Source organism: Shewanella sp. SM29 (genome assembly GCF_025654245.1).
In the GTDB taxonomy this organism is placed as follows: domain Bacteria; phylum Pseudomonadota; class Gammaproteobacteria; order Enterobacterales; family Shewanellaceae; genus Shewanella; species Shewanella oncorhynchi.
In genome coordinates this window covers 62316-82102 of sequence record NZ_JAKKRN010000003.1, presented here as the reverse complement: position 1 = coordinate 82102, position 19787 = coordinate 62316, and the positions used below count along the sequence as shown (strand labels likewise).

The 19787-nt window shown below is 44.9% G+C and carries 15 protein-coding genes; 7 read left to right on the top strand and 8 right to left on the bottom strand.

The features are described from left to right. Window positions 1-106: 106 nt before the first annotated feature. Window positions 107-1918, bottom strand: a complete 1812-nt coding sequence (locus L5L77_RS02815) for a M61 family metallopeptidase (protein WP_263221986.1) — start codon at window positions 1916-1918, stop codon at window positions 107-109. Between the two features lie 134 nt (window positions 1919-2052). Between L5L77_RS02815 and L5L77_RS02810 the strand changes: the two genes are divergently transcribed. From L5L77_RS02810 to L5L77_RS02790, 5 genes are all read left to right on the top strand, one after another. Continuing rightward, complete coding sequence (locus tag L5L77_RS02810) at window positions 2053-4215, top strand: tetratricopeptide repeat protein (protein WP_219250139.1); 2163 nt, start codon at window positions 2053-2055, stop codon at window positions 4213-4215. A gap of 151 nt (window positions 4216-4366) precedes the next feature. Then, a complete protein-coding gene (locus L5L77_RS02805; RefSeq protein ID WP_113941035.1) occupies window positions 4367-5923 on the top strand; it encodes a GGDEF domain-containing protein in 1557 nt (518 codons plus the stop codon). 56 nt (window positions 5924-5979) lie between these two features. After that, on the top strand, window positions 5980-7335 hold the full coding sequence (gene ppnN, locus L5L77_RS02800) for a nucleotide 5'-monophosphate nucleosidase PpnN (RefSeq protein WP_028760679.1): 1356 nt from the start codon (window positions 5980-5982) through the stop codon (window positions 7333-7335). A gap of 21 nt (window positions 7336-7356) precedes the next feature. After that, complete coding sequence (gene xni / locus L5L77_RS02795; RefSeq protein WP_263160739.1) at window positions 7357-8163, top strand: flap endonuclease Xni; 807 nt, start codon at window positions 7357-7359, stop codon at window positions 8161-8163. Window positions 8164-8273: 110 nt separating this feature from the next. Further along, entirely contained in the window at window positions 8274-8696 is a 423-nt protein-coding gene (locus L5L77_RS02790; protein ID WP_113941033.1) for a DUF3192 domain-containing protein, read from the top strand. 99 nt (window positions 8697-8795) lie between these two features. Here the strand turns inward: L5L77_RS02790 and L5L77_RS02785 are convergent, their stop codons facing one another. After that, on the bottom strand, window positions 8796-11630 hold the full coding sequence (locus L5L77_RS02785; RefSeq protein WP_263221983.1) for a S9 family peptidase: 2835 nt from the start codon (window positions 11628-11630) through the stop codon (window positions 8796-8798). Between the two features lie 254 nt (window positions 11631-11884). Between L5L77_RS02785 and L5L77_RS02780 the strand changes: the two genes are divergently transcribed. Further along, the gene (locus tag L5L77_RS02780; protein ID WP_113941031.1) at window positions 11885-12892 is read left to right on the top strand and encodes an isocitrate dehydrogenase; all 1008 of its coding nucleotides are present in this window, start codon (window positions 11885-11887) and stop codon (window positions 12890-12892) included. A gap of 220 nt (window positions 12893-13112) precedes the next feature. Here the strand turns inward: L5L77_RS02780 and rlmM are convergent, their stop codons facing one another. The 4 genes from rlmM to L5L77_RS02760 form a co-directional block, all read right to left on the bottom strand. Continuing rightward, window positions 13113-14198 (bottom strand): 23S rRNA (cytidine(2498)-2'-O)-methyltransferase RlmM, encoded by a 1086-nt coding sequence (gene rlmM / locus L5L77_RS02775; protein ID WP_011846285.1) that lies wholly within the window; start codon window positions 14196-14198, stop codon window positions 13113-13115. Between the two features lie 167 nt (window positions 14199-14365). Then, window positions 14366-14758 (bottom strand): DUF423 domain-containing protein, encoded by a 393-nt coding sequence (locus L5L77_RS02770; protein ID WP_011918954.1) that lies wholly within the window; start codon window positions 14756-14758, stop codon window positions 14366-14368. A gap of 28 nt (window positions 14759-14786) precedes the next feature. Next, window positions 14787-15461, bottom strand: a complete 675-nt coding sequence (locus L5L77_RS02765; RefSeq protein ID WP_263184747.1) for an alpha/beta family hydrolase — start codon at window positions 15459-15461, stop codon at window positions 14787-14789. Continuing rightward, window positions 15442-16353, bottom strand: coding sequence for a transcriptional regulator GcvA (locus L5L77_RS02760; protein WP_105249769.1), 912 nt, complete (start codon window positions 16351-16353; stop codon window positions 15442-15444). Before L5L77_RS02760 ends, L5L77_RS02765 begins: the two co-directional genes overlap by 20 nt. Window positions 16354-16580: 227 nt before the next feature. On the opposite strand from L5L77_RS02760, the gene L5L77_RS02755 reads away from it, so the two are divergent. After that, window positions 16581-16817, top strand: coding sequence for a hypothetical protein (locus tag L5L77_RS02755; protein WP_198572079.1), 237 nt, complete (start codon window positions 16581-16583; stop codon window positions 16815-16817). Window positions 16818-16952: 135 nt separating this feature from the next. Here L5L77_RS02755 and thiI read toward each other — a convergent pair whose 3' ends face one another. Both thiI and L5L77_RS02745 read right to left on the bottom strand, forming a co-directional pair. Beyond that, a complete protein-coding gene (gene thiI, locus L5L77_RS02750) occupies window positions 16953-18407 on the bottom strand; it encodes a tRNA uracil 4-sulfurtransferase ThiI (protein ID WP_028760687.1) in 1455 nt (484 codons plus the stop codon). Between the two features lie 450 nt (window positions 18408-18857). Beyond that, window positions 18858-19784 (bottom strand): flagellar motor protein MotB, encoded by a 927-nt coding sequence (locus tag L5L77_RS02745; RefSeq protein WP_113941028.1) that lies wholly within the window; start codon window positions 19782-19784, stop codon window positions 18858-18860. Between the last annotated feature and the right edge of the window lie 3 nt (window positions 19785-19787).

The window sequence follows — 19787 nt, the reverse complement described above, 5'->3', positions numbered from 1 at the left end:
AAGGCGCCCCCATCAAAATAATGGTTGCGCCTTTTTTATGACGATTTTACTTTAGGTGGCTTTAAGACAAAGGCATTTAGATGCTAAATATGAAGCCCTAACCACATTAAGCTTTAGTCGCTAACTCGCCTTTATTGTCAAACGGCCAATCAATACCTAACCAAGTCTTGAAGAAAGCTTTTTGCTGTTTAGTCGCTTTTGCATCCCCCTTGAGCACTAGCTTACCGCTTTGTTGCTCGCCAAGGGTGAGCTGTACTTGCTTGATTTTATCGTTGCTAAATAATGTCACCTCTACACTATCGCCAACCTTAAAGTCTTTGATGCGCTTATAGAAACCCGCAGCAGTCACCTTGAGACCATTAATCGCTAATACTTCATCCCCCGCAACTATGCCTGCTTGCCAAGCAGGACCATTACGCAACACTTGGTCTAACACTAAAGAGCCATGGGTACTGCTAAAGGTCATTCCCGCAAATGCCTCAGCTTTTGAATCTTTACCATAGGACAGATTTAACCCTGCCTGTGATAATAATTCTGGGAAATCTAAACTCATGGGACTATTCACATTGGCTTGCCACCAAGACGCATAATCTTTGCCGGATAAGTCTTTAAGAATGTACTGAACATCACTAACACCATAGCCTTTTGGTACGCGATGATCTTGATATAAACGACGGTGCACATCGCGATATGAATACTTAAGCTCGGAGTCTTGCAGCAATGAAAAATCTAAGGCTAAAGAGGTTAAGTAGCCCTCTGAGTAAATATTTACACTGTGGTTAATGGCATAATCGCCACCGATACTGCTCCACTCCCCTGCACTCGCCTCTGCCACAGATTGAGTTTCACGACCCGGATTGAGTTGGTTTTTCTCGACGCGCTTGGCTAAATCTTCGAGGAACTCTTTAACTGTTATCACTCCAGCCCGCAACAGCAACTGATCTTGAAAATAACTGGTAGAACCTTCAGCCATCCACAGTAATTCCGTCATGTTTTCATGTTGATAATCGTAGGGAACTAATCCCTCGGGGCGATAAGCCTTCACGTTCCAGGTATGGATAAACTCATGGGATGCCGTGCTAATAAAGCGCAGGTAGTCCTTGCGTTCACGGAAACTAAAGCGCGGCAGCTGAATGACAGTAGAATTTAAATGCTCTGTCGCGCCACTGGCACCACTCGTTGCATGCACCATATAAACGTAACGATCAAAAGGATAATCATCCCAAATCACCTTAGTTTGACCGCTTAAGGCTTTAAGATCTTTTACTATTTTATCCGTGTCATAGTTACCTTCACCCCAAAACACCAATTCATAGTTTTTACCATTAGCACTAAATTGTTTATGGGTACTCACACCAGTTTCAATCGGGGAGTCGATCAACACATCATAATTAGGGGCAATAAAGGAATGAGCGGCCTTACCCGATGACATCCCAGAGTAACTTTGCCAATTTTTAGGTACTTTTAATTCTACGGATATTGGTTCAGAGCGAAATTGCGGACTGTACATGAACACACCGCTAGCATCTAAATAGGCATGGCTCGCGTCAATATGGCGCACCCTTTGGCCTAATTCATTAGCATACAATTGATAACTGACGGTAACACGGGTTGGCTGCGTGAGCGCCACTTGCCATTCACCGCTCGCGGTGCGCTTCCATTGCAGTTCATGACCTTGACTATCTTTAGCACTAAATAAGCGCACACCATCGGCCAAAGGCAATACTTGATATTTGCCCGTCCGCCACACAGGGAGATTCACCGTAAAATCGTTCGTCTTCACTTCAGGAAAAGTGACACTCACTTGGGCAATATGGTGTTCGGGTTTAATAAGGTCGATTTGGTATTTCACATCGGCCAATACTTGACCCGAAAATAATGCGCTCAATATCAAGATTGATAGTCTGTTGGGTTTCACTCTTGCTTCCTTCTGTTATTATGCTTCTTATGATTTTTCCAAGTATAACAAGTCGATGTAGCATCCTCATTAGGCGCTAACAAAAGCTAACAAAATAAGTTCCTTGACTAAAGGAATGAGGAATCACAGTTCAAATGCAAAAACTCACGGTTATTTTATTTACTCTGTTGCTGTCACTGCCTTTTACAGTCCAAAGCCGAGATCTCGAAGCGGATGAGGTTGAGTTAAGAGAATCACCGCAGCAAATGTATGATGCGCTCAACAAAACAATTTCCTTTCCCCTCGCTTTTCAAAACCGTGACCAATTTGAGCGCGCAGCCCAAGAGCAAGGCTACAATCCACTCGAATTTGAACAGATTTTGTATTTACTGGCCCGCCTCAATATGGAGCCAAACGTTAAAACCAAGGTCGATTTTCAAAACGCAAAAAGCTTGATTGAACTCCTATCGACTGCGGCGCAATCGCCCTACGAACTTGCAATGGTCGCCATGTTAAATGGCCGTTACCTTGGCCGTACGGAACAGAAATATCAAGAAGCGATAGGTCTTTATAATGAAGCGCTCACCCGCATCAACGACAGCTATGACATCGAAGCATTAATTCTTAAACACAATATTCATGAACATCTAGGTGGCTTACATTTATTGATCCGCCAGGAAGTGCCTGCACTGATGCACTTCCACACATACCGCGACATTGCCTATAAACTCAGAAACGATTACTTAATCGCGGCGGCTGAAGCGAGGCTTGGCTTTTATTACAATTTTAATCAGCAGCTTACAAAATCACTACAGCATTATAGTGAAGCGATTCGGATCTCCAATCGTTCTAATTACCCTTCAATGAAAACCAATCTGCAATTGCAACTTTCTAAGGTATACCGTGACTTAAAGCAGTGGGATGAAGCGCTTAAAAACGCTCATGAAGCCGCGGCTGGCTTTAAAAAGATGGGCAATGACACTTATCTTTCAAGTTGTATGACAGTGATCGCTATGGTCTATGGCGAACAAGGGGATTGGCATAAAGCGATTGATTACTACCTAAATGCCCAGCAATTAGATGCAAAACGCGGTAACTACATCGCACAGGGGCTTAATTTCCATAATTTAGGACAAGCCTACTCAAATATTAAAGACAATGTTAACGCCCTAAAATATTTACTGATGGCCAATCAAATATTCAAAGAAAAACAAAGCCATCACTATCAAGTTTATAACGAACTCTTAATTGGTGAAATCGCCCAAACCAACCAAGATTGGCCGCTGATGATGGCCCATGCCGATATCGCATTAGCACTCGCGGTCGATTTAAAACTGGTCGATGAACAAAAATCCGCACTCACCCTTATCGCCTCGGCGGCGCAAAAATTAGGTGAATTATCAAAAACCATCGATGCCCAAGCCCGTATCATTGAGCTAGGTAAAAAGCCAGCTGAGACAGATAAAGACTCCCCAGTGTCGGCCTCTGCCCTTGCAGAGCAACAACTTAAACTTGAGCTCAACATGCTACAGGGAAAACTCGTTGAGACAGTGAAAGAAAGCAACAACACTCACACGCTACTGCTCATTTGCAGCCTTATTGCCGGACTCTTGCTGCTCGTGATTATTTTCATGCTACAAAATCGTCGCAAAATAACAGCTAAAAACGCGGCATTAACTCAATTAACGCTACAGGAACCCTTCACTCACAATTTAGGATATGCCGCATTATTAGCACATTTAAGCCATAATCAAAGTCAGGAATCCACAACGGCACTCGCGATTATCGCCTTCCCCACCCAACTTACGGCGGATCTGGACTATGGCCAATATTTTAGTGATGCAGTAACAGCGCAAATTGCCAATCATCTAACGGATGCACTCGCAGCATCTGTTTATGTGGTACGCCAAGGGGTATTTGCGGTTCGTTTCACGCAACCTATTGAGCCGACACAAATACTCAGCCAAGTACGCCTGAAACTCGATCAACAGCAAATCACACATCATTTCCGTCTTGGCTTTGCGCATTTGCCACTTTTAGCGAAATCAGAAATTAAAATGGCCGCGAAATTAAAATTTGAAACAGTGCAGATGGCGCTTGCCTGTGCCCGTAGTTTAGGTGGTAATAACGACTATTATGTCGCTCTCAGAGCCCTCGACTTTGTTCCTTTGAGCTTATTTGCAAACCCGTTATTTTTGCACCTTGAAAAAGGCATTGAGCGTGGATTAATCAGATTAGAGACCAACGGCAATAAAGAGGATATTCGCTGGCCTTGCTGGGAAAATAACCAAGATAGGCAATTACTGGAAAATATTTGATCAATATCGGTAATTAATCACAGAGTCACTGGTAAATCGCATTTGCACTCTACGCCCAGTGTTATAACATTAGTATCATATGAGTTAACAGCTAATCTGGACATAGGATGGTCATGTTTTTTAGCCTTGCAGAGTTAGGACAATACTCAGGATGAAGGATTCAAGCGCTACAGTTTCACAACTTGCCTTGCTGCAACAGAAACTCCATTCGGCCAAACTTGCCCTTGATGAAGTTAATGAAGATAGAAATGCAAAGTTACAGACATTACTCCAATTTATTGGTCACTTAAGCCTCGCCTGTAAAGGGCAAAATCTTGAGCTGGATAATAAACTCGCCAAACTTCGCCATAACTTAAATACGTTTGAGCGAGTCGATGAGGCATTGCCAGAATTAGTTGATGTCGAGCGCCTGCTAAAAGGCCAATATCACCATGTGATGGTACAACTCGAAGAGAGTCGTACTGGTTTGTCACAGGTGATCCGTCAGATCCAACGCGTTAACTCTGCACCTGAAAAGCTCAAAAAAGAAGTCAATTACTTCAAGCAAGATCTGGCTAAACCTTTTCATACTGTGTGGGAATATATACCTAAAGTTAAGCAAATCATTGGCTTCTACGAAACCATATTACAGCTACAATTTAGCGAATCTGAAAAACTTGATGTCTTACCAAAGCACAGGCAACTAGCCCATGAGCTGGCGCAGATGATTTCGGAAATCGAGTTCCGTAAAGATCAACGTGACCAAGTATTAGTGATCAAAGAAGTACTCTCTTCTGAGATTGAAGTTGATAGCTTGCTCGAAGCCTACCAAACCATTTTAGCATTATTGCTTGATAACATCGCCCGCGAGAAATCGGCATCCCAAGAGTTTTTGTTTGCACTCAATGATGCCTTAACCGCGGTGCGTGAGGTGGTGAGCGAATCTTACAATCACAATCAACGTAGCTTCCAATTAAAAACCCAGCTAAATCGTGAGATTAACACCCGCGTCGACAACGCCGGTGAAATCATTATCGATGTGGAAGACGTCGTTGACCTTAAAGCTCAACTAACAGAGCAACTTAACTCTATCCGCTCGGCATTAGCCCGTAAAGAAGCCCTAGAGCAAAGAGAGCAAGCTCTGCTGCGCAAGTCGATGGAGACAATGCGCAAAGAGCTTAATGAGTTAAGTAGTGAGGCTAACACCTACAAAGAGCGTTTGTTTGAACAACAAAAACTCAACTTACTCGACAGCTTAACTCAATTGCCTAACCGTGCTGCATTAGAAGAGCGCATGGAGCTAGAATACCGTAACTATCAACGGCATAAGTCCCCGTTGTGGGTTGCCGTTGCCGATATCGATCACTTCAAAACCATCAACGACAGTTTTGGCCACAGCACAGGTGATAAAACCTTACAAGTTATAGCAATGGCATTGAAAAACTCCCTGCGAGATACAGAATTTGTAGCCCGCTATGGCGGCGAAGAATTTGTACTGCTATTACCTGATGTGGCCCCTGCTGATATCGCTCAACTTTTAAACAGAGTGCGCGAGAAAGTAAAAAATATTCCATTTAAATTTAAAAATCAGAGAATTACAGTTACAGTATCTATAGGGGCTGCGCAAGTTATGGGAAGTGAACTCATACATGAGACCTTTGAACGCGCCGATGCAGCACTCTACAAAGCGAAACACGAAAGCAGAGACAGGGTTGTGATTGACGTATAATTAAGCCCCACTATACGCCTCCTCTAATCACTCCTGTCATGACGAAGGAGTGGTAAATGATAGTAAAAGTCAGCCCAAAAGGCAGCATGGATCAGCTTTCGCAACTTGAAGTTGATCGACTCAAAAATAGTGCCAAAAGTGCCCTATACCAACTGTACCGCAACTGCTCCTTAGCAGTGCTTGCCGCGGGTTTAAAAACCGACAACTCTAAAGCCCTATTCGAGCAATACCATGATTTCGACATCAACGTTTTACAACGGGAGCGTGGGGTAAAATTAGAACTGATCAATCCCCCCGAACAAGCCTTTGTCGATGGTCAAATTATCACGGGAATTCAAGAGCATCTGTTCTCAGTCTTACGCGATATCCTTTATATCAGTGATAGATATGACTCACTAAAACACATTAATCTGACCAATGCCCACCATATCACCAATGTGGTGTTTGATATTCTGCGTAATGCACGGGCGATAGCACCGATGAAAGACCCTAATGTGGTCGTCTGTTGGGGCGGACACAGTATTAATGCCATCGAATACCAGTACACACGTGAGGTAGGTTATCAACTTGGCCTGAGGGAATTAGATATTTGTACAGGCTGTGGTCCTGGTGCGATGGAAGGTCCGATGAAAGGTGCGGCGATAGGTCATGCCAAACAACGGATTAAAAATGCACGATATATTGGTTTAACTGAACCAAGTATTATTGCCGCCGAGCCACCGAATCAAATAGTCAATGAACTGGTGATCTTACCCGATATTGAAAAGCGCCTCGAAGCTTTCGTGCGCTTAGGCCACGGCATTATTATCTTCCCTGGCGGTGCTGGCACGGCTGAAGAATTGCTCTATATATTGGGTATTTTACTTAACGAAGAAAACCAACAAACGCCTTTCCCCCTGATACTCACAGGCCCAACGGAGAGCGCAGATTACTTCATTAAGATTGATGAGTTTATTGCCTCAACCTTAGGACCCGAAGCTCAGAAAAAGTACCAAATTATCATTGATAATCCCACTGAAGTGGCACGCATCATGAAGCAAGGAATGGAGCAAGTAAAAGCCTATCGCCGCTCAACGGGTGATGCTTACCAATATCAGTGGGCACTGAAGATTGAGTCTGAGTTTCAGTTACCTTTTATCCCAAGCCACGAAGTAATGGCAAACTTAGATCTACACTTCCAAACCAATAAAGCCGAACTTGCCGCCAACCTCCGTAAAGCGTTTTCAGGTATAGTGGCGGGTAACGTCAAGTCGGAAACAATCAAGCACATAGAGCGTGATGGACCCTTCCAATTAAAAGGCGATCCTAAGCTCATGGATATGATGGATAAACTCTTAAGTGCATTTGTACAGCAACAAAGAATGAAGCTTCCAGGAAGCGCCTATATTCCTTGCTATCAAATAGTGAAATAGAGAGCGAAGCAACAACACCCCATGAACAAGTTTTTAATCATCGATGGTCTCAACTTGGTTCGCCGCATCTATGCGGCGATCCCCGATGAATCCGATATGCAAAGCCTCACAGAGCGCGTCAGTTTGGCGTGCACTAAACTGCTGCGTGTGCATCGCCCAACCCATGTAGCTATCGTGTGGGATGGGGATGAAGTCTCATGGCGTAAACAGCTTTACCCCGATTATAAGAAAGGCCGTAAACCTATGCCGGAGCCGCTGGCAAAAGGCCTTGCTGCGCTGCAAGATCACTTAACCATGATGAACATTAGCTCTATTTATGCGGCGGCTGAAGCTGATGATGTGATTGCCACTCTAGCGATAAAAACCGCCAAAGCGCAGGGTGAAGCCATTATAGTGTCCACCGACAAAGGTTTTAGTCAGCTTAATCATCGCCAAATCAGCCAGTGGGATCACTTTAATCAGCAGTACTTAGATATCGCTGCATTGGAACAAAAACTCGGTGTCGAACGCAGTCAATTTCTCGACTTGATGGCATTAGCGGGCGACAGCGGTAATAAAATTCCTGGTATTGCGGGCATAGGCCCTAAGTCGGCTGCCGAATTATTGAAAACCTTTAGAAGCTTACCAACCTTGTTTTCATCGCTATCTAACTTAGGCGCTAAACAAGCCAAAAAACTTGCCGAAGGTAAGGAGATGGCAAGACTCAGCTATAAGCTCGCACAGTTACAAACAGACCTGCCACTCAATATTAATTTAAAAGATTTTCGCGTGATGAACTCCTTGCCTGATAATAACTGCCTGCCTGAAAACCCAATCAATCCAGCCTAAACATCTGTTAATATAAAGTTGCAATTAACGCATTTACCTTAGAACAACAAAAGCGTATTTTATGGACGTAATAACGTGACTCATTTAATGAGGTAAAGGAATAACTGTAAATGAAATCAAAAGTTTCGGTAATCATCGGTAGCATTTTCGCCGCCTACGTCGCCTTTGTCGCTGTAGTGGTACTCGTTTATGAACCTACGCCAGATGACATGAGTTGGGAGGACAGACAATCCTATAACAGCCAAAAAATGAACGAGTTAGCGCTAGGGCAAAATATCGTTTCAGTAAAACAGTTACTAGGTAAAGCTGACTTTTCAGAGGCCAAAGCCGTAAAAGAAACCAAGCTACAGGTGCTCTTTTATCGCACTCACCATGAAAAATCAGACGGTGTGACCACGAAAGAGGAATGTACCCCACTGATTTTTAAAAATGATCAATTGATTGCTTGGGGCCAAGATACCTATAAGCAATATCTCGATGCAGATACTGACACAGCCCTCAGCTCTGCCCAAGAGACATTAACCAGTAAATAAATACGACTGACAGTTAAATAAAAACGCCACCGAATCGGTGGCGTTTTTATTTTAACAATCAACGAATTGACTCAGTTGTAAAACAACTAAGCCAATTGCCTATTCATCATCGGCCTTATACTCGACATAGGCTTCACCTTTGCTGAGCCATTCTGGCGCAGGTTTTCCCTTCAGATAATGGTCGAAATATTGCATCATGCGAATGCTGTAATCGAGCTTGTTCGGGTACTTTTTCAAGTGATGCGGCTCATCCTCGTATTGCAAGAACACCACCTCTTTACCCGCACGGCGCATGGCTAAGTACATTTCAACACCTTGTTCCCAAGGCACTGCATCGTCCTTATCACCAAACATGATCATCAAAGGCGTTTGAATACGGTCAGCATAAAATACTGGCGAGTTTTCAATGTACTTTTGCGGCGCGGCAAACAAACTTGCGCCAATACGACTCTGTCCGGTTTCATATTGGAACTGACGCGCAATACCTGTGCCGTGGCGAATACCGCTATAGGCACTGGTCATGTTCGATACTGGAGCACCTGCAACCGCCGCCTTAAACATCTTAGTTTGAGTAATGGCAAACGCCGTTTGATAGCCACTCCAAGAATGACCTTGCAAACCAATAGCATCGGGATCGGCAATGCCTATCTCAATCAGCTTTTGCACGCCAGACGTGAGCGCTTGTACTGAGCTCGCCCCTGGGTAACCAATTTCAAAGCGAATGTCCGGTAGGAACACCGCATAACCATTATTGATGTACCAAGCAAAGTTAGGTCTGTGGTTAATGTTCATCTGCGGAAAGGCGTGCAGTCTATCCGTCATAAAGCGATAGTAATAAACCAGTACAGGATAGCGCTTACCCGCTTGATAATTCGTCGGCTTGATCAGCACGCCATCTAACGGTTTACCATCGCCATTTGTCCAGTGAACTAACTCGGATTGGCTCCAGTTAAAGGCTTGACGCTGCTTATCTAAATCGGTTTGCTTAACTGCATTTTGCGGTGCGCTATAGCTGGCCGTATACACGTCAGGGAATAAGTCAAAACGCTCCTTAGAAAACACGATAGTATCGCCGTCTTTACTGCGTCCCAATACTGTCAGCTTATACTCACCTTGCATCAACGTCTTCACGCCTGCTTCGCCCAAGGTGGCTTGATAAAAACCATCGGCCTTGGTTTTATCACTATAACCGTGGAGTAAAACCGTGGCGTTATAGGCAAGCTCTGCCGGCTCATCGGGATTATCGACTAAGCCCTCAAGGCGATATTGAATTTTCTGGGTACGCCCTTTACCTGCGGTTAAGGCAAAACCCGCCTTAGATTCGGTATTAAACTGCCAAACATCGTATTTGTCGTAAACCAAGAAACCCGCATCATTTTTAAGCCAAGGACCAAAACCATATCCTGGAGCACTGGATGGATAATCGTGGTCTTCATCGGCAAAACTGACCTTTAGAGATTTTGTGAGATTAGTGCGACGGTCCTGTGCAATATCATAGAGATACACATTACCTTGCTGATAATAAGCCACATACTTGCCATTTCCCGACAGCGTAGGCTCGGCATCACTCGGCTGTTGTGTCAAAAATGGCACTTTACTGCCAGTATTAATATCGACCAGATAATAATCTTGGTAGAACCCTGCCCACGTCGCCATCTTGCGATAGGGCAAATCTGAACTGGCCAACATAAAGCGTTTATGTTGTGAAATCGTCACATCTGGAACAGTTTTATCGCCAAGCTGCACCACGTTATTCGAACCTAAATGCAATACCGCAAGGTAAGTGCGTTTTTGCTCGTCCTCATATTGCTTGATTTCATTAGGCTTAATACGAGGATCATCCCCATGCCATACCTTAAGCCCACGCTGTCCAGTGACAATATTTGTATCGAACAGGTCTTTTTCTTCGGTGATCTTCTGCAAACTGAGCTGCTGACTCACCTCAGGTACGCGGCCAAAAAACAACCGTTCGCTGTCCAATGAGAAGCTTAAACTTGTGTAGCGATTCAGTTTCCACTCGGGTGACTCAGGGGGGGTACTGATTTTGCCCGACTGCAAATCGACCAGCGATAACTGATAGCTGCGGCCATAAGGTAACTCGCTGTCTTTGCCCTGCGTAAATGCAAGCCAACGACCATTTTTAGCCAGCGCTAACGCACCAATCTGTTGGCTAGGCGAATCAAAGGCAACGGTTTTTTTGTGAGTGTTTAAATCGACTAACTGCAATTGATGTTGCTTATTGGTGATATCGTTCACTGCCAGCGCGAGTCTACGGCTTGCCTTATCAAAAACATAGCCAGTAACCTGCTCGACATCAATTCGCTTTGTTTGGTCTTCTAAACTGAGCAACGTAAAACGTCGACCTTGGTCAAACTTATCGACCTTTGGCTTATCAATATTCGCAGGGCTTTGTGTGCCTGCTTCAGCGAGTTTTTCGGTAGTTTTAGGCTCAGCATCTTTTTTGGACTCTTCATCAGCCTCAAACCAAATCGCCAGATGCTTACCGTCATCACTGAACACAAATTCCTTCACACGCTCGAAGCGAGTTTGCGTGCCAGTTTGAGTATCGAGCAACACCATGTCGGACTTAAGTTTTTTCTTCGCCTTGGCATCACTCGTTTCACGCGTGAGCAAACTCGGTTTAACCACCACAGCTACATAACGACCATCGTGGTTCACCAAGGGATCTGACCCCCCCGCGATTTGATAGCTTTGCTGCGACAGGACATTTTTCACAATGACGTGACTATCCCCGCGATCGGGCGCAGACTCGACCGCGATGACTTGCCCCTTATCTGAGATAACCGGCTTTTCAAGGGATTCAAAATGCATAATGTCTGTTAGGGTGAGCGGTTTAGTGCTGGTTTCAGCCTGCACTGCTGGCAATATTCCGAGGGATAACAAAACCAGAGATGTGATAGGGATTAACTTCAATGTCTTCCTCTTTTATATATTTGTTAGACTAAAGTAGACTTTTTTAACCATTGGCTCTCCATCATGGTTAGAACCCAGTATTTTTACAAGTTATACCACATAAAAAATCGTGATATTGCTCACTATTTCCTGTGAAGTTTGACCAAAGATGGTTAAAATAATAGGCAGAAAAAATACCAAATTCATAGTCCTGCTATCCAGTTAGCACTGGGGCAGACAATTGCAGTAACGACGAACCGTGGAAGGACTTCTCCATGTCAAAAAGAACGATAACCGTAATTCCAGGTGATGGAATTGGCCCAAGTATTATTGATTCAGCCTTAAAAATTCTTGATAAAGCGGGCTGTGATTTTGAATATGAATTTGCCGATGCCGGCCTGACTGCACTTGAAAAGCAAGGCGAGTTACTGCCAGCACGCACTTTAGAACTCATTGAAAAAAACCGTATCACGCTGAAAGGGCCGCTGACGACTCCCGTTGGTGAAGGCTTTACTTCTATCAACGTAACCTTGCGTAAGAAATTCGGTCTGTATGCTAACGTACGCCCAGTACTGTCTTTCAAAGGTACCCAAGCCCGTTACGAAAATATCGATATCATCACAGTACGTGAAAACACCGAAGGCATGTATTCTGGCCATGGTCAAAAAGTGTCTGAAGATGGTTTAACGGCAGAAGCGACCAGTATCGTCACTCGCCAAGGTGCTGAGCAAATCGCCACTTTCGCCTACGAACTGGCTCGCAAAGAAAACCGTAAGAAAGTCACTATCGTGCACAAAGCTAACATTATGAAGTCAACGTCAGGCCTGTTCCTGAAAGTGGCCCGCGAAGTGAGCCTACGTTACCCAGACATCAAAACAGAAGAAATGATCGTCGATGCAACGTGCATGAAGTTAGTGATGAACCCAGAAAACTTCGATGTGATCGTGACAACCAACCTGTTCGGTGACATTTTATCGGACCTGTGTGCCGGTTTAGTGGGTGGTTTAGGTATGGCACCTGGCGCAAACATTGGCCGTGATGCTGCGATTTTCGAAGCCGTTCACGGTAGTGCGCCTGATATCGCTGGCAAAAACCTCGCAAACCCAACCTCAGTGATTTTAGCGTCTATCCAAATGCTGGAATACCTAGGTATGGCTGACAAAGCTGAGCAAATCCGTAAAGCAGTATCTGCAGTGATCGAAGAAGGCGACCGTACGACTCGCGATTTAGGCGGCACTCACGGCACGACTGACTTCACGCAAGCTGTGCTTGAGCGTCTGTGATCTCAATGCTAAGCGCGTTTAAGACGAGTCTATAACGCGCGTGTTCAAGCAAAAGCTTAAAAGAAGCAAGCGCTTGAAACTCAAATGAGTAAACACGAAAAAGCCCCAAAGTTTCCTTTGGGGCTTTTTGTTATCTAGCTTTTAAACCTGCGTGGCTTTAAACCCGCCTGACGATTACCGTTCTAGCGACAACAAGATCATCGCAGGGTTAGCACTGGAATTAATTCCACGCGGTATTAGGACGTAGCCATAAATGCACAGTCACTTCATCACGGTCGTGATAAAGATGCTTACACTGCACTTTAAAATCCGTCACACCATTCTCTTTAAGAATCGTCTGCATTGTCTCAAGAATGGCTGTCACTTCTTTATAGCGGCTCTTCATCGGTAATTTAAGGTTAAAAATCGCTTCCTTAAACCAACCGTTAATCGCCCAAGCTTCAATCAGTTCGGCAACACGCGCAGGTTTCTCAACCATGTCGCACACCAGCCAATAGATATTTTTACGTTGCGGTTCGAAACGGAAACCGTCTTCACGGTAATGTTTCACTTGGCCCGTTTCCATCAGTTTTTCATCCATAGGGCCATTATCAACTGCCGACACAAACATGCCGCGACGCACCAGTTGATAAGTCCAGCCACCAGGGCAAGCGCCCAAATCCACTGAGTTCATGCCACTGCGAATACGCTCTTCTTGCTCTTCCTTAGGCACGAATTGGCCAAAGGCTTCGTCGAGTTTCAGACTAGAACGACTCGGTGCATCCGCCGCCATTTTAAGGCGTGGAATGCCCATAAAATGTGGCGAACTGTTATTGCTATAGGAATAACCCACATAGGCACGGCCGGGGCCAATAAAACACACGTGGATAATCGGACGTTTGGGATTTTCCTGCGCGAGCAAACTGCCCGATTTTTTCAAATGCTGGCGTAAAGGCACAGTGAACTTACGGCAAAAAGCCGAGAGCTCTTTCGCTTCGTTAGTGTCAGGTGTTTCAACCCGCACCTCACCCGCTTTGCTGACGTCACTGAGCGCCGCAACGATTGGGCTTATTCTGTCATTTTCAGGCAAGTCAACTAACAAGTCGCTAGCAGCAAACATCTGGCGAGCGAAAATGAGCGAATCTAAAGGTAATTGTTTGACTAACGTATCGGCAGCGTCGTCTTCAAAACATTGGTATACAACATAAGCGTCGTTATTGTTGGCCTTAACAAAGCCACCCACATTGAGCTCACCGGCTCGCTGTTGGATTTCTGCAGCGCATTCTTTTTCAAAGCCTGCGCGGCAAAATAAAAATAGGTTTTTCATGGGGATCCCTGAGAAATCCAAGCCAAAGCATTGGCTGACTATCAATTTGGGCGCCAGTATACCAATTTCAATCCACAAATGCCCTATTTGCCTACTGCGTTGCGATTAGAGAAATAAAAAAGGCTTAGGTGCACCCTAAGCCTGTTAACTCACATAAGCATCAGTGATTAAGACTCATGACCGTCGATAACTTTGTGACGCCATACCGCGGCGGCAAATAATAACCACCCCAATAAGAAACAACCACCGCCCATAGGCGTAATAGGACCTAACCACTTAGTCCCAAACAAGGCCAATCCATATAGTGAGCCCGAAAATAGAACTATGCCTGCGACAAAGAGATATGCCGACCAGTCCAGTAAACGCGAGGTTAACCATTGGCCCGAGAAGGCAACCATGATGAGGGCAAAGGTATGGTAGAAATGATATTGCACACCTAAGTTAAAGACTTCAATTAAGTTTGGTGGCGCGACCGCTTTTAAACCATGGGCACCAAAAGCCCCTAAGGCGACGGCTAAGAATCCGCTCACGGCGGCGAGTAACAATAAACCTTTACGCATTTAACGCTCCTGCTGGAATGGGATTAACTCATTCAACATTTATTCGCTCAACATCAAGCTCACGAATAAAATCACTTGATAAATCAATAGCACGTGCAAGGTTAGCGGCTTCACTGGTGCCTGACGACTTTCTTGGGACAAAACTATGATCGCCGTCGGTTATCCAAGCCAATCCTATCTCAGCTTTCAAGGGCCAGCTTGGGATCTGCGCTTTGCCACCAAACTTATCCCGCTCACCCTGTACGACTAATACTGGGACTTGGCATTCATTCAAAGGTTCCAATCTAGGCTCGCCGCCTTTGAGTGGCACAAAAGGATAACCTAAACAAATCACCCTATCGATGCGCGCCGCTAATGCAGGATCGCAGGCTAATAGGGCCGCCATACGACCGCCCATGGATTTCCCCATTAACACCACACGTTCAACTTGTGGTTGTGAGTGGGCGATATCGAGCATCTGTGTAAAACACGCGAGCAATTTAGGCGCACGGTCCGGTGGACGCCGTTTACCATCGACGGCATTCGCCTGCATATAGGGAAAATTAAAGCGCATCACTTGGTAGCCTTTAGCCACCAGCCCCGCCGACATGGCCTGCATAAACTCAGAATCCATGTTAGCACCCGCGCCGTGGGCGAATAAAACCACAGTGCTCGCAGGCTCACCCTCTAACACAAAACTTGGCTTATCCGGGCAACAGCTCACTGCGCGACTCCTCAGCAAACATATCTAACATCCATTCGCGAAACGCGACGACCTTACCAAGCTCAGCGTGATTCTGCTGGCAAACTAAGTAGTAAGCATCTTTACTGACCAAGACTTCTTGGAATGGACACACAAGCCGCCCAGCTTTGATATCGGGGCGTGCCAGCACGCTGTAACCCAGAGCAACCCCTTGACCGTGGGCCGCCGCCTGCAATACCAAAGACGAATGACTGAAAATAGGTCCTTGATTCACATTAATATCGGTAATGCCACATTGCCTAAACCACGCCTGCCAATCGTGACGATTCATATCATGTAATAACGTGTGATACTTTAAATCGCTCGGTTTTGAGAGTGGTTTAGGACCATTGAGCAACATGGGCGAACACACGGGAATAAGCACTTCGTTTCTGAGCTTATCTGCACGTAGCCCAGGCCAATTACCTAAGCCATAATAAATAGCCACATCCACATCATCGGTTAATGAACTCGCTTCGGTATCAACGGCCTTAATTCGCACATCGATATCGGGATTTTTCTCACTGAATTTAGCCAAACGTGGCACTAGCCATTGAATCGCAAAACTGGGTGACATACTGACCGTCAGCGAACCAATCGCACTGCGGGCGAGTAATCTGTCGGTAGCATCGGCAAGCTGAATAAAGATATCTTTGATGTCGAGAAAATAGCTTTGCCCTTCTTCGGTTAATAGCAAAGAACGGTTCTTTCGACGAAATAATTTTAATCCGAGGAAATCTTCTAATGCCTTTATTTGATGGCTCACCGCAGCCTGTGTAACAAACAATTCTTCCGCTGCCCGCGTAAAGCTCAAATGCCGCGCGGCTGCCTCAAAAGCTTTAACCGCATTAAGCGGTGGTAATCGTCTCGACATAGTGATCTCAGTCTCGTTTTTTAATTAGTTTTTCTAATCCGTATTGTTACATTTAATCGTTTGTAAAGGCCAGCGTTTTTGGTTAAATTTTGCGCCAATGAAACAGCTTATCAACGAAACACCAATAGCGATGAAACATCCATAGCTATGAAATACCTAAGTTAGACAATCTCAAAGTTGATGATGGGAATGTCTGACAGCGTTAATTTGTCAGCCCGGAGGCGACTATGTTCAATTTAAAATCGGCGTTTGCGTTAATATTAGTCTCAGCACTCAGCTTTAATGCCAGTGCAAATGTACTCGTTGACGAAATCGTCATCGACACAAGCGACTTGCAAGCCAATATCACTGCAGATTTAACCGCTGCAATGAATAAAATGCACCAAGAAGTGCTACAAGAAGCCACTCTGTTGATTGCCACAGATGATGTCACATCTCATCAGCAGGTCGTTAAAGCCGAATAACCTAAACGACACTGAAATTCAGGTCACGATCAGTAAGAGCAAAGAAAAAGCCGCATTAATATGCGGCTTTTTTGTACTTGAATGGAAAATCAATCCCACTGACGATATACGGCAATGGGCAGGTTTTCGCCCGACTTATGGGCGATACACTTTCACGTTCGTGTAACCTTGCTCGATTAAATACAATGCCTGCAATTTACTCATCACCCCACGCTCACAATAGAGCAAATAAGTCTTTTGCTTATCGAGATCGGCAAACTGAGTCGCTAACTTGAAGAATGGGATGCGCTTTATCTCAATACCTTCAATTTGCAGCGGTTTGCTTTCCTCTTCTTCAGGGGCACGAATATCAATGACCACTTGGTTGGTATCGATACTGGCAACCGTTTCTGTCTCAGTAATCCGAGTATCCATTTGTTCTGCGATCTCCCTGATATCGATAGTGACAGATTGGGCGATGATCTGATCAATCAAATCCTCAGAGAACTTTTTCTCTTCCGCTTCAACCTTAGCTAATACCGCTTTTACCGTTGGCTTTTGCGAAATTACGCCGCAATATTCAGGCATTGATTTAGCAAAATCTTCGGTGCCGATTTTACGGCTCTCGTTGATAATGTCTTGCTTATCCATGGCGATTAAGGGACGTAGAATCAATAGCTCAGTACAACGGTCGATGACGTTTAAGTTGGTCAGGGTCTGGCTAGACACTTGGCCTAAACTTTCACCGGTAACTAAGGCTTGAATGCCCATACGCTCGGCGATACGCGCCGCGGTACGCATCATCATGCGTTTCAATACAACGCCCATTTGACCGTTATCGATACGCTCTAAAATCTCAGCAACCACAGGCTCAAAAGGCACAGAGATAAACTTCACTTTATGGGATTCACCGTAGGTTTTCCACAAATGGTAAGCCACTTGTTTAACACCAATTTCGTGCTGTGCGCCGCCCAGATTGAAGAAGCAGTAGTGGGTACGAGCGCCTTTTTTGATAAATTGATAGCTAGAGACGCCAGAGTCAAAACCACCCGAAATCAAGGACAATACATCTTCCTGTGTTGCCATCGGAAAACCGCCTAGACCTTCAATACGCTTAGTCACCATATAAAGATTATCGCGCTCAATCTCTAAATTAACGGTAATGTCCGGATTCTTTAAACGCACGCCCAGCGCATCAGTAAACTGGTTTAAGCCACCACCGACATAACGCTCAACTTCAATAGAATTAAAATCATGATCGCCAGTACGCTTTACTCGCACGCAGAAGGTTTTACCCGCGAGTTGGTCACGGTAAACAGGCAAGACTTGCTGATAAATATCATCAACAGATTCAAAGCTGTACTCATCCACTTGCACTACGTGTGCAATGCCAGGAATACACGCCAGACGCTCACCGAAAGCTTGTGCCAATTCAGGCTTATCCTTTGGTACCATCACCATAATGCGGTCCCATTGACGCTGCACTTTTGCATCTTCGTCAACTTTTTTAAGCACATTACGGATGTTAGTTTCGAGCATTTTGGTGAAGCGCATGCGTACAGGCTTGCTCTTCATCATGATTTCTGGATACAGCTTTACAATAAACTTCATGGGATTTCCGCGGGCAATTTTAAAACAGCAAAATTGGTTAAAAGAATAATCGGGGGATTATATACCCAAGCAACCTAAAAAGGCGAGTTTCAGCGCACATAGCCAACAGCTACACAGGCCACATTTATGGCGTATTCATTGCGTATTAATGACTCAATCACGGCAGCTAATTAGGCTGAAATAATGTCACTAAAGCCTATTCGAATGGTGTGAATTGCCCTGCTTAAAATAAGTGATTTGAGATGAATTATTAACAATAAGTCGTTGAGGGATGGTCAAGGAAACTTAGGGATTACACACTCAATGTGATTAACGTAAAGCCCAAATGGATTTAAATCAACCACAGAAATTTGATGCATAACACGTTAACTAAAAGGGAAAAGTCCACATTAGCTCAATAAAAAAGCCGCAAGATTATTGCGGCTTTAGATTGGGAGAGTATCTAAACACTTAAGGCGAATTACCGATCTGAATTTCTTCAGACTCCTTAGCTTTACCTTGCTCAATAGCAATTTCAACCCTGCGGTTACGGGCACGATTTTCCGGAGAGTCGTTAGGCACAATCGGATTGTTAGACGCCATACCAACCACTTTCATTCGATTAGAATCAAAGCCGCTGACCTGCACTAACTCATGGGCCACTGCCACGGCACGTTTGCTGGATAAATCCCAATTAGAACTATAGAGCTCATCGCTTATTTGCATATCATCCGTGTAACCTGACACTGTGATGACACCTGGCACATCTTTTAACAATTCGCCGACTGAGCGCACCACAGGTTTAAATCGAGGCTGCAGGAAACCTGAGCCAGAAGCAAATGACCCCTTCTCACGTATACGAATAATAATCTGCTGACCTAATGACTCAATTTCAATCGCTCCATCGGTGATCTCTTTATTGAGCTCCTGCGCCATCTTCTTCACTTGCTGATTGATCTTTTCTTGCGCCGCTGCTGCTTCCGCTTTAACCGCATCGGCCACTTCTTGCGCCGTTGCACTCGCTTCGCCACCCCGCTGAGAACCATTTTGCTGCTGCACGCCGCCCGCACTATCGTCTTCACCCGCTTGGAAATCCAATACAGGTTCAGTCATTTCATTCGTTTGCTGGTTAATGATTTCAATCGGAGTCGGATCGGGGCGACCGGGTCTAAATTCTAAGGCAATGACAGAAGTCCCTTTCGGGATGTCTTTAACTTCCACCTTATTTTGCACACCAAAGGCATACTTCATTGAGCCCGCGATCTGCTTAAACTTCATCACGTCCATTTCAGAAAATGATAATAACAATACGAAGAAACACATCAACAGCGACATCAAGTCGGCAAATGTTGCCAACCAGAGCGGTGCTCCGGGCGGTGGACAATTGCACTTAGCCATGGG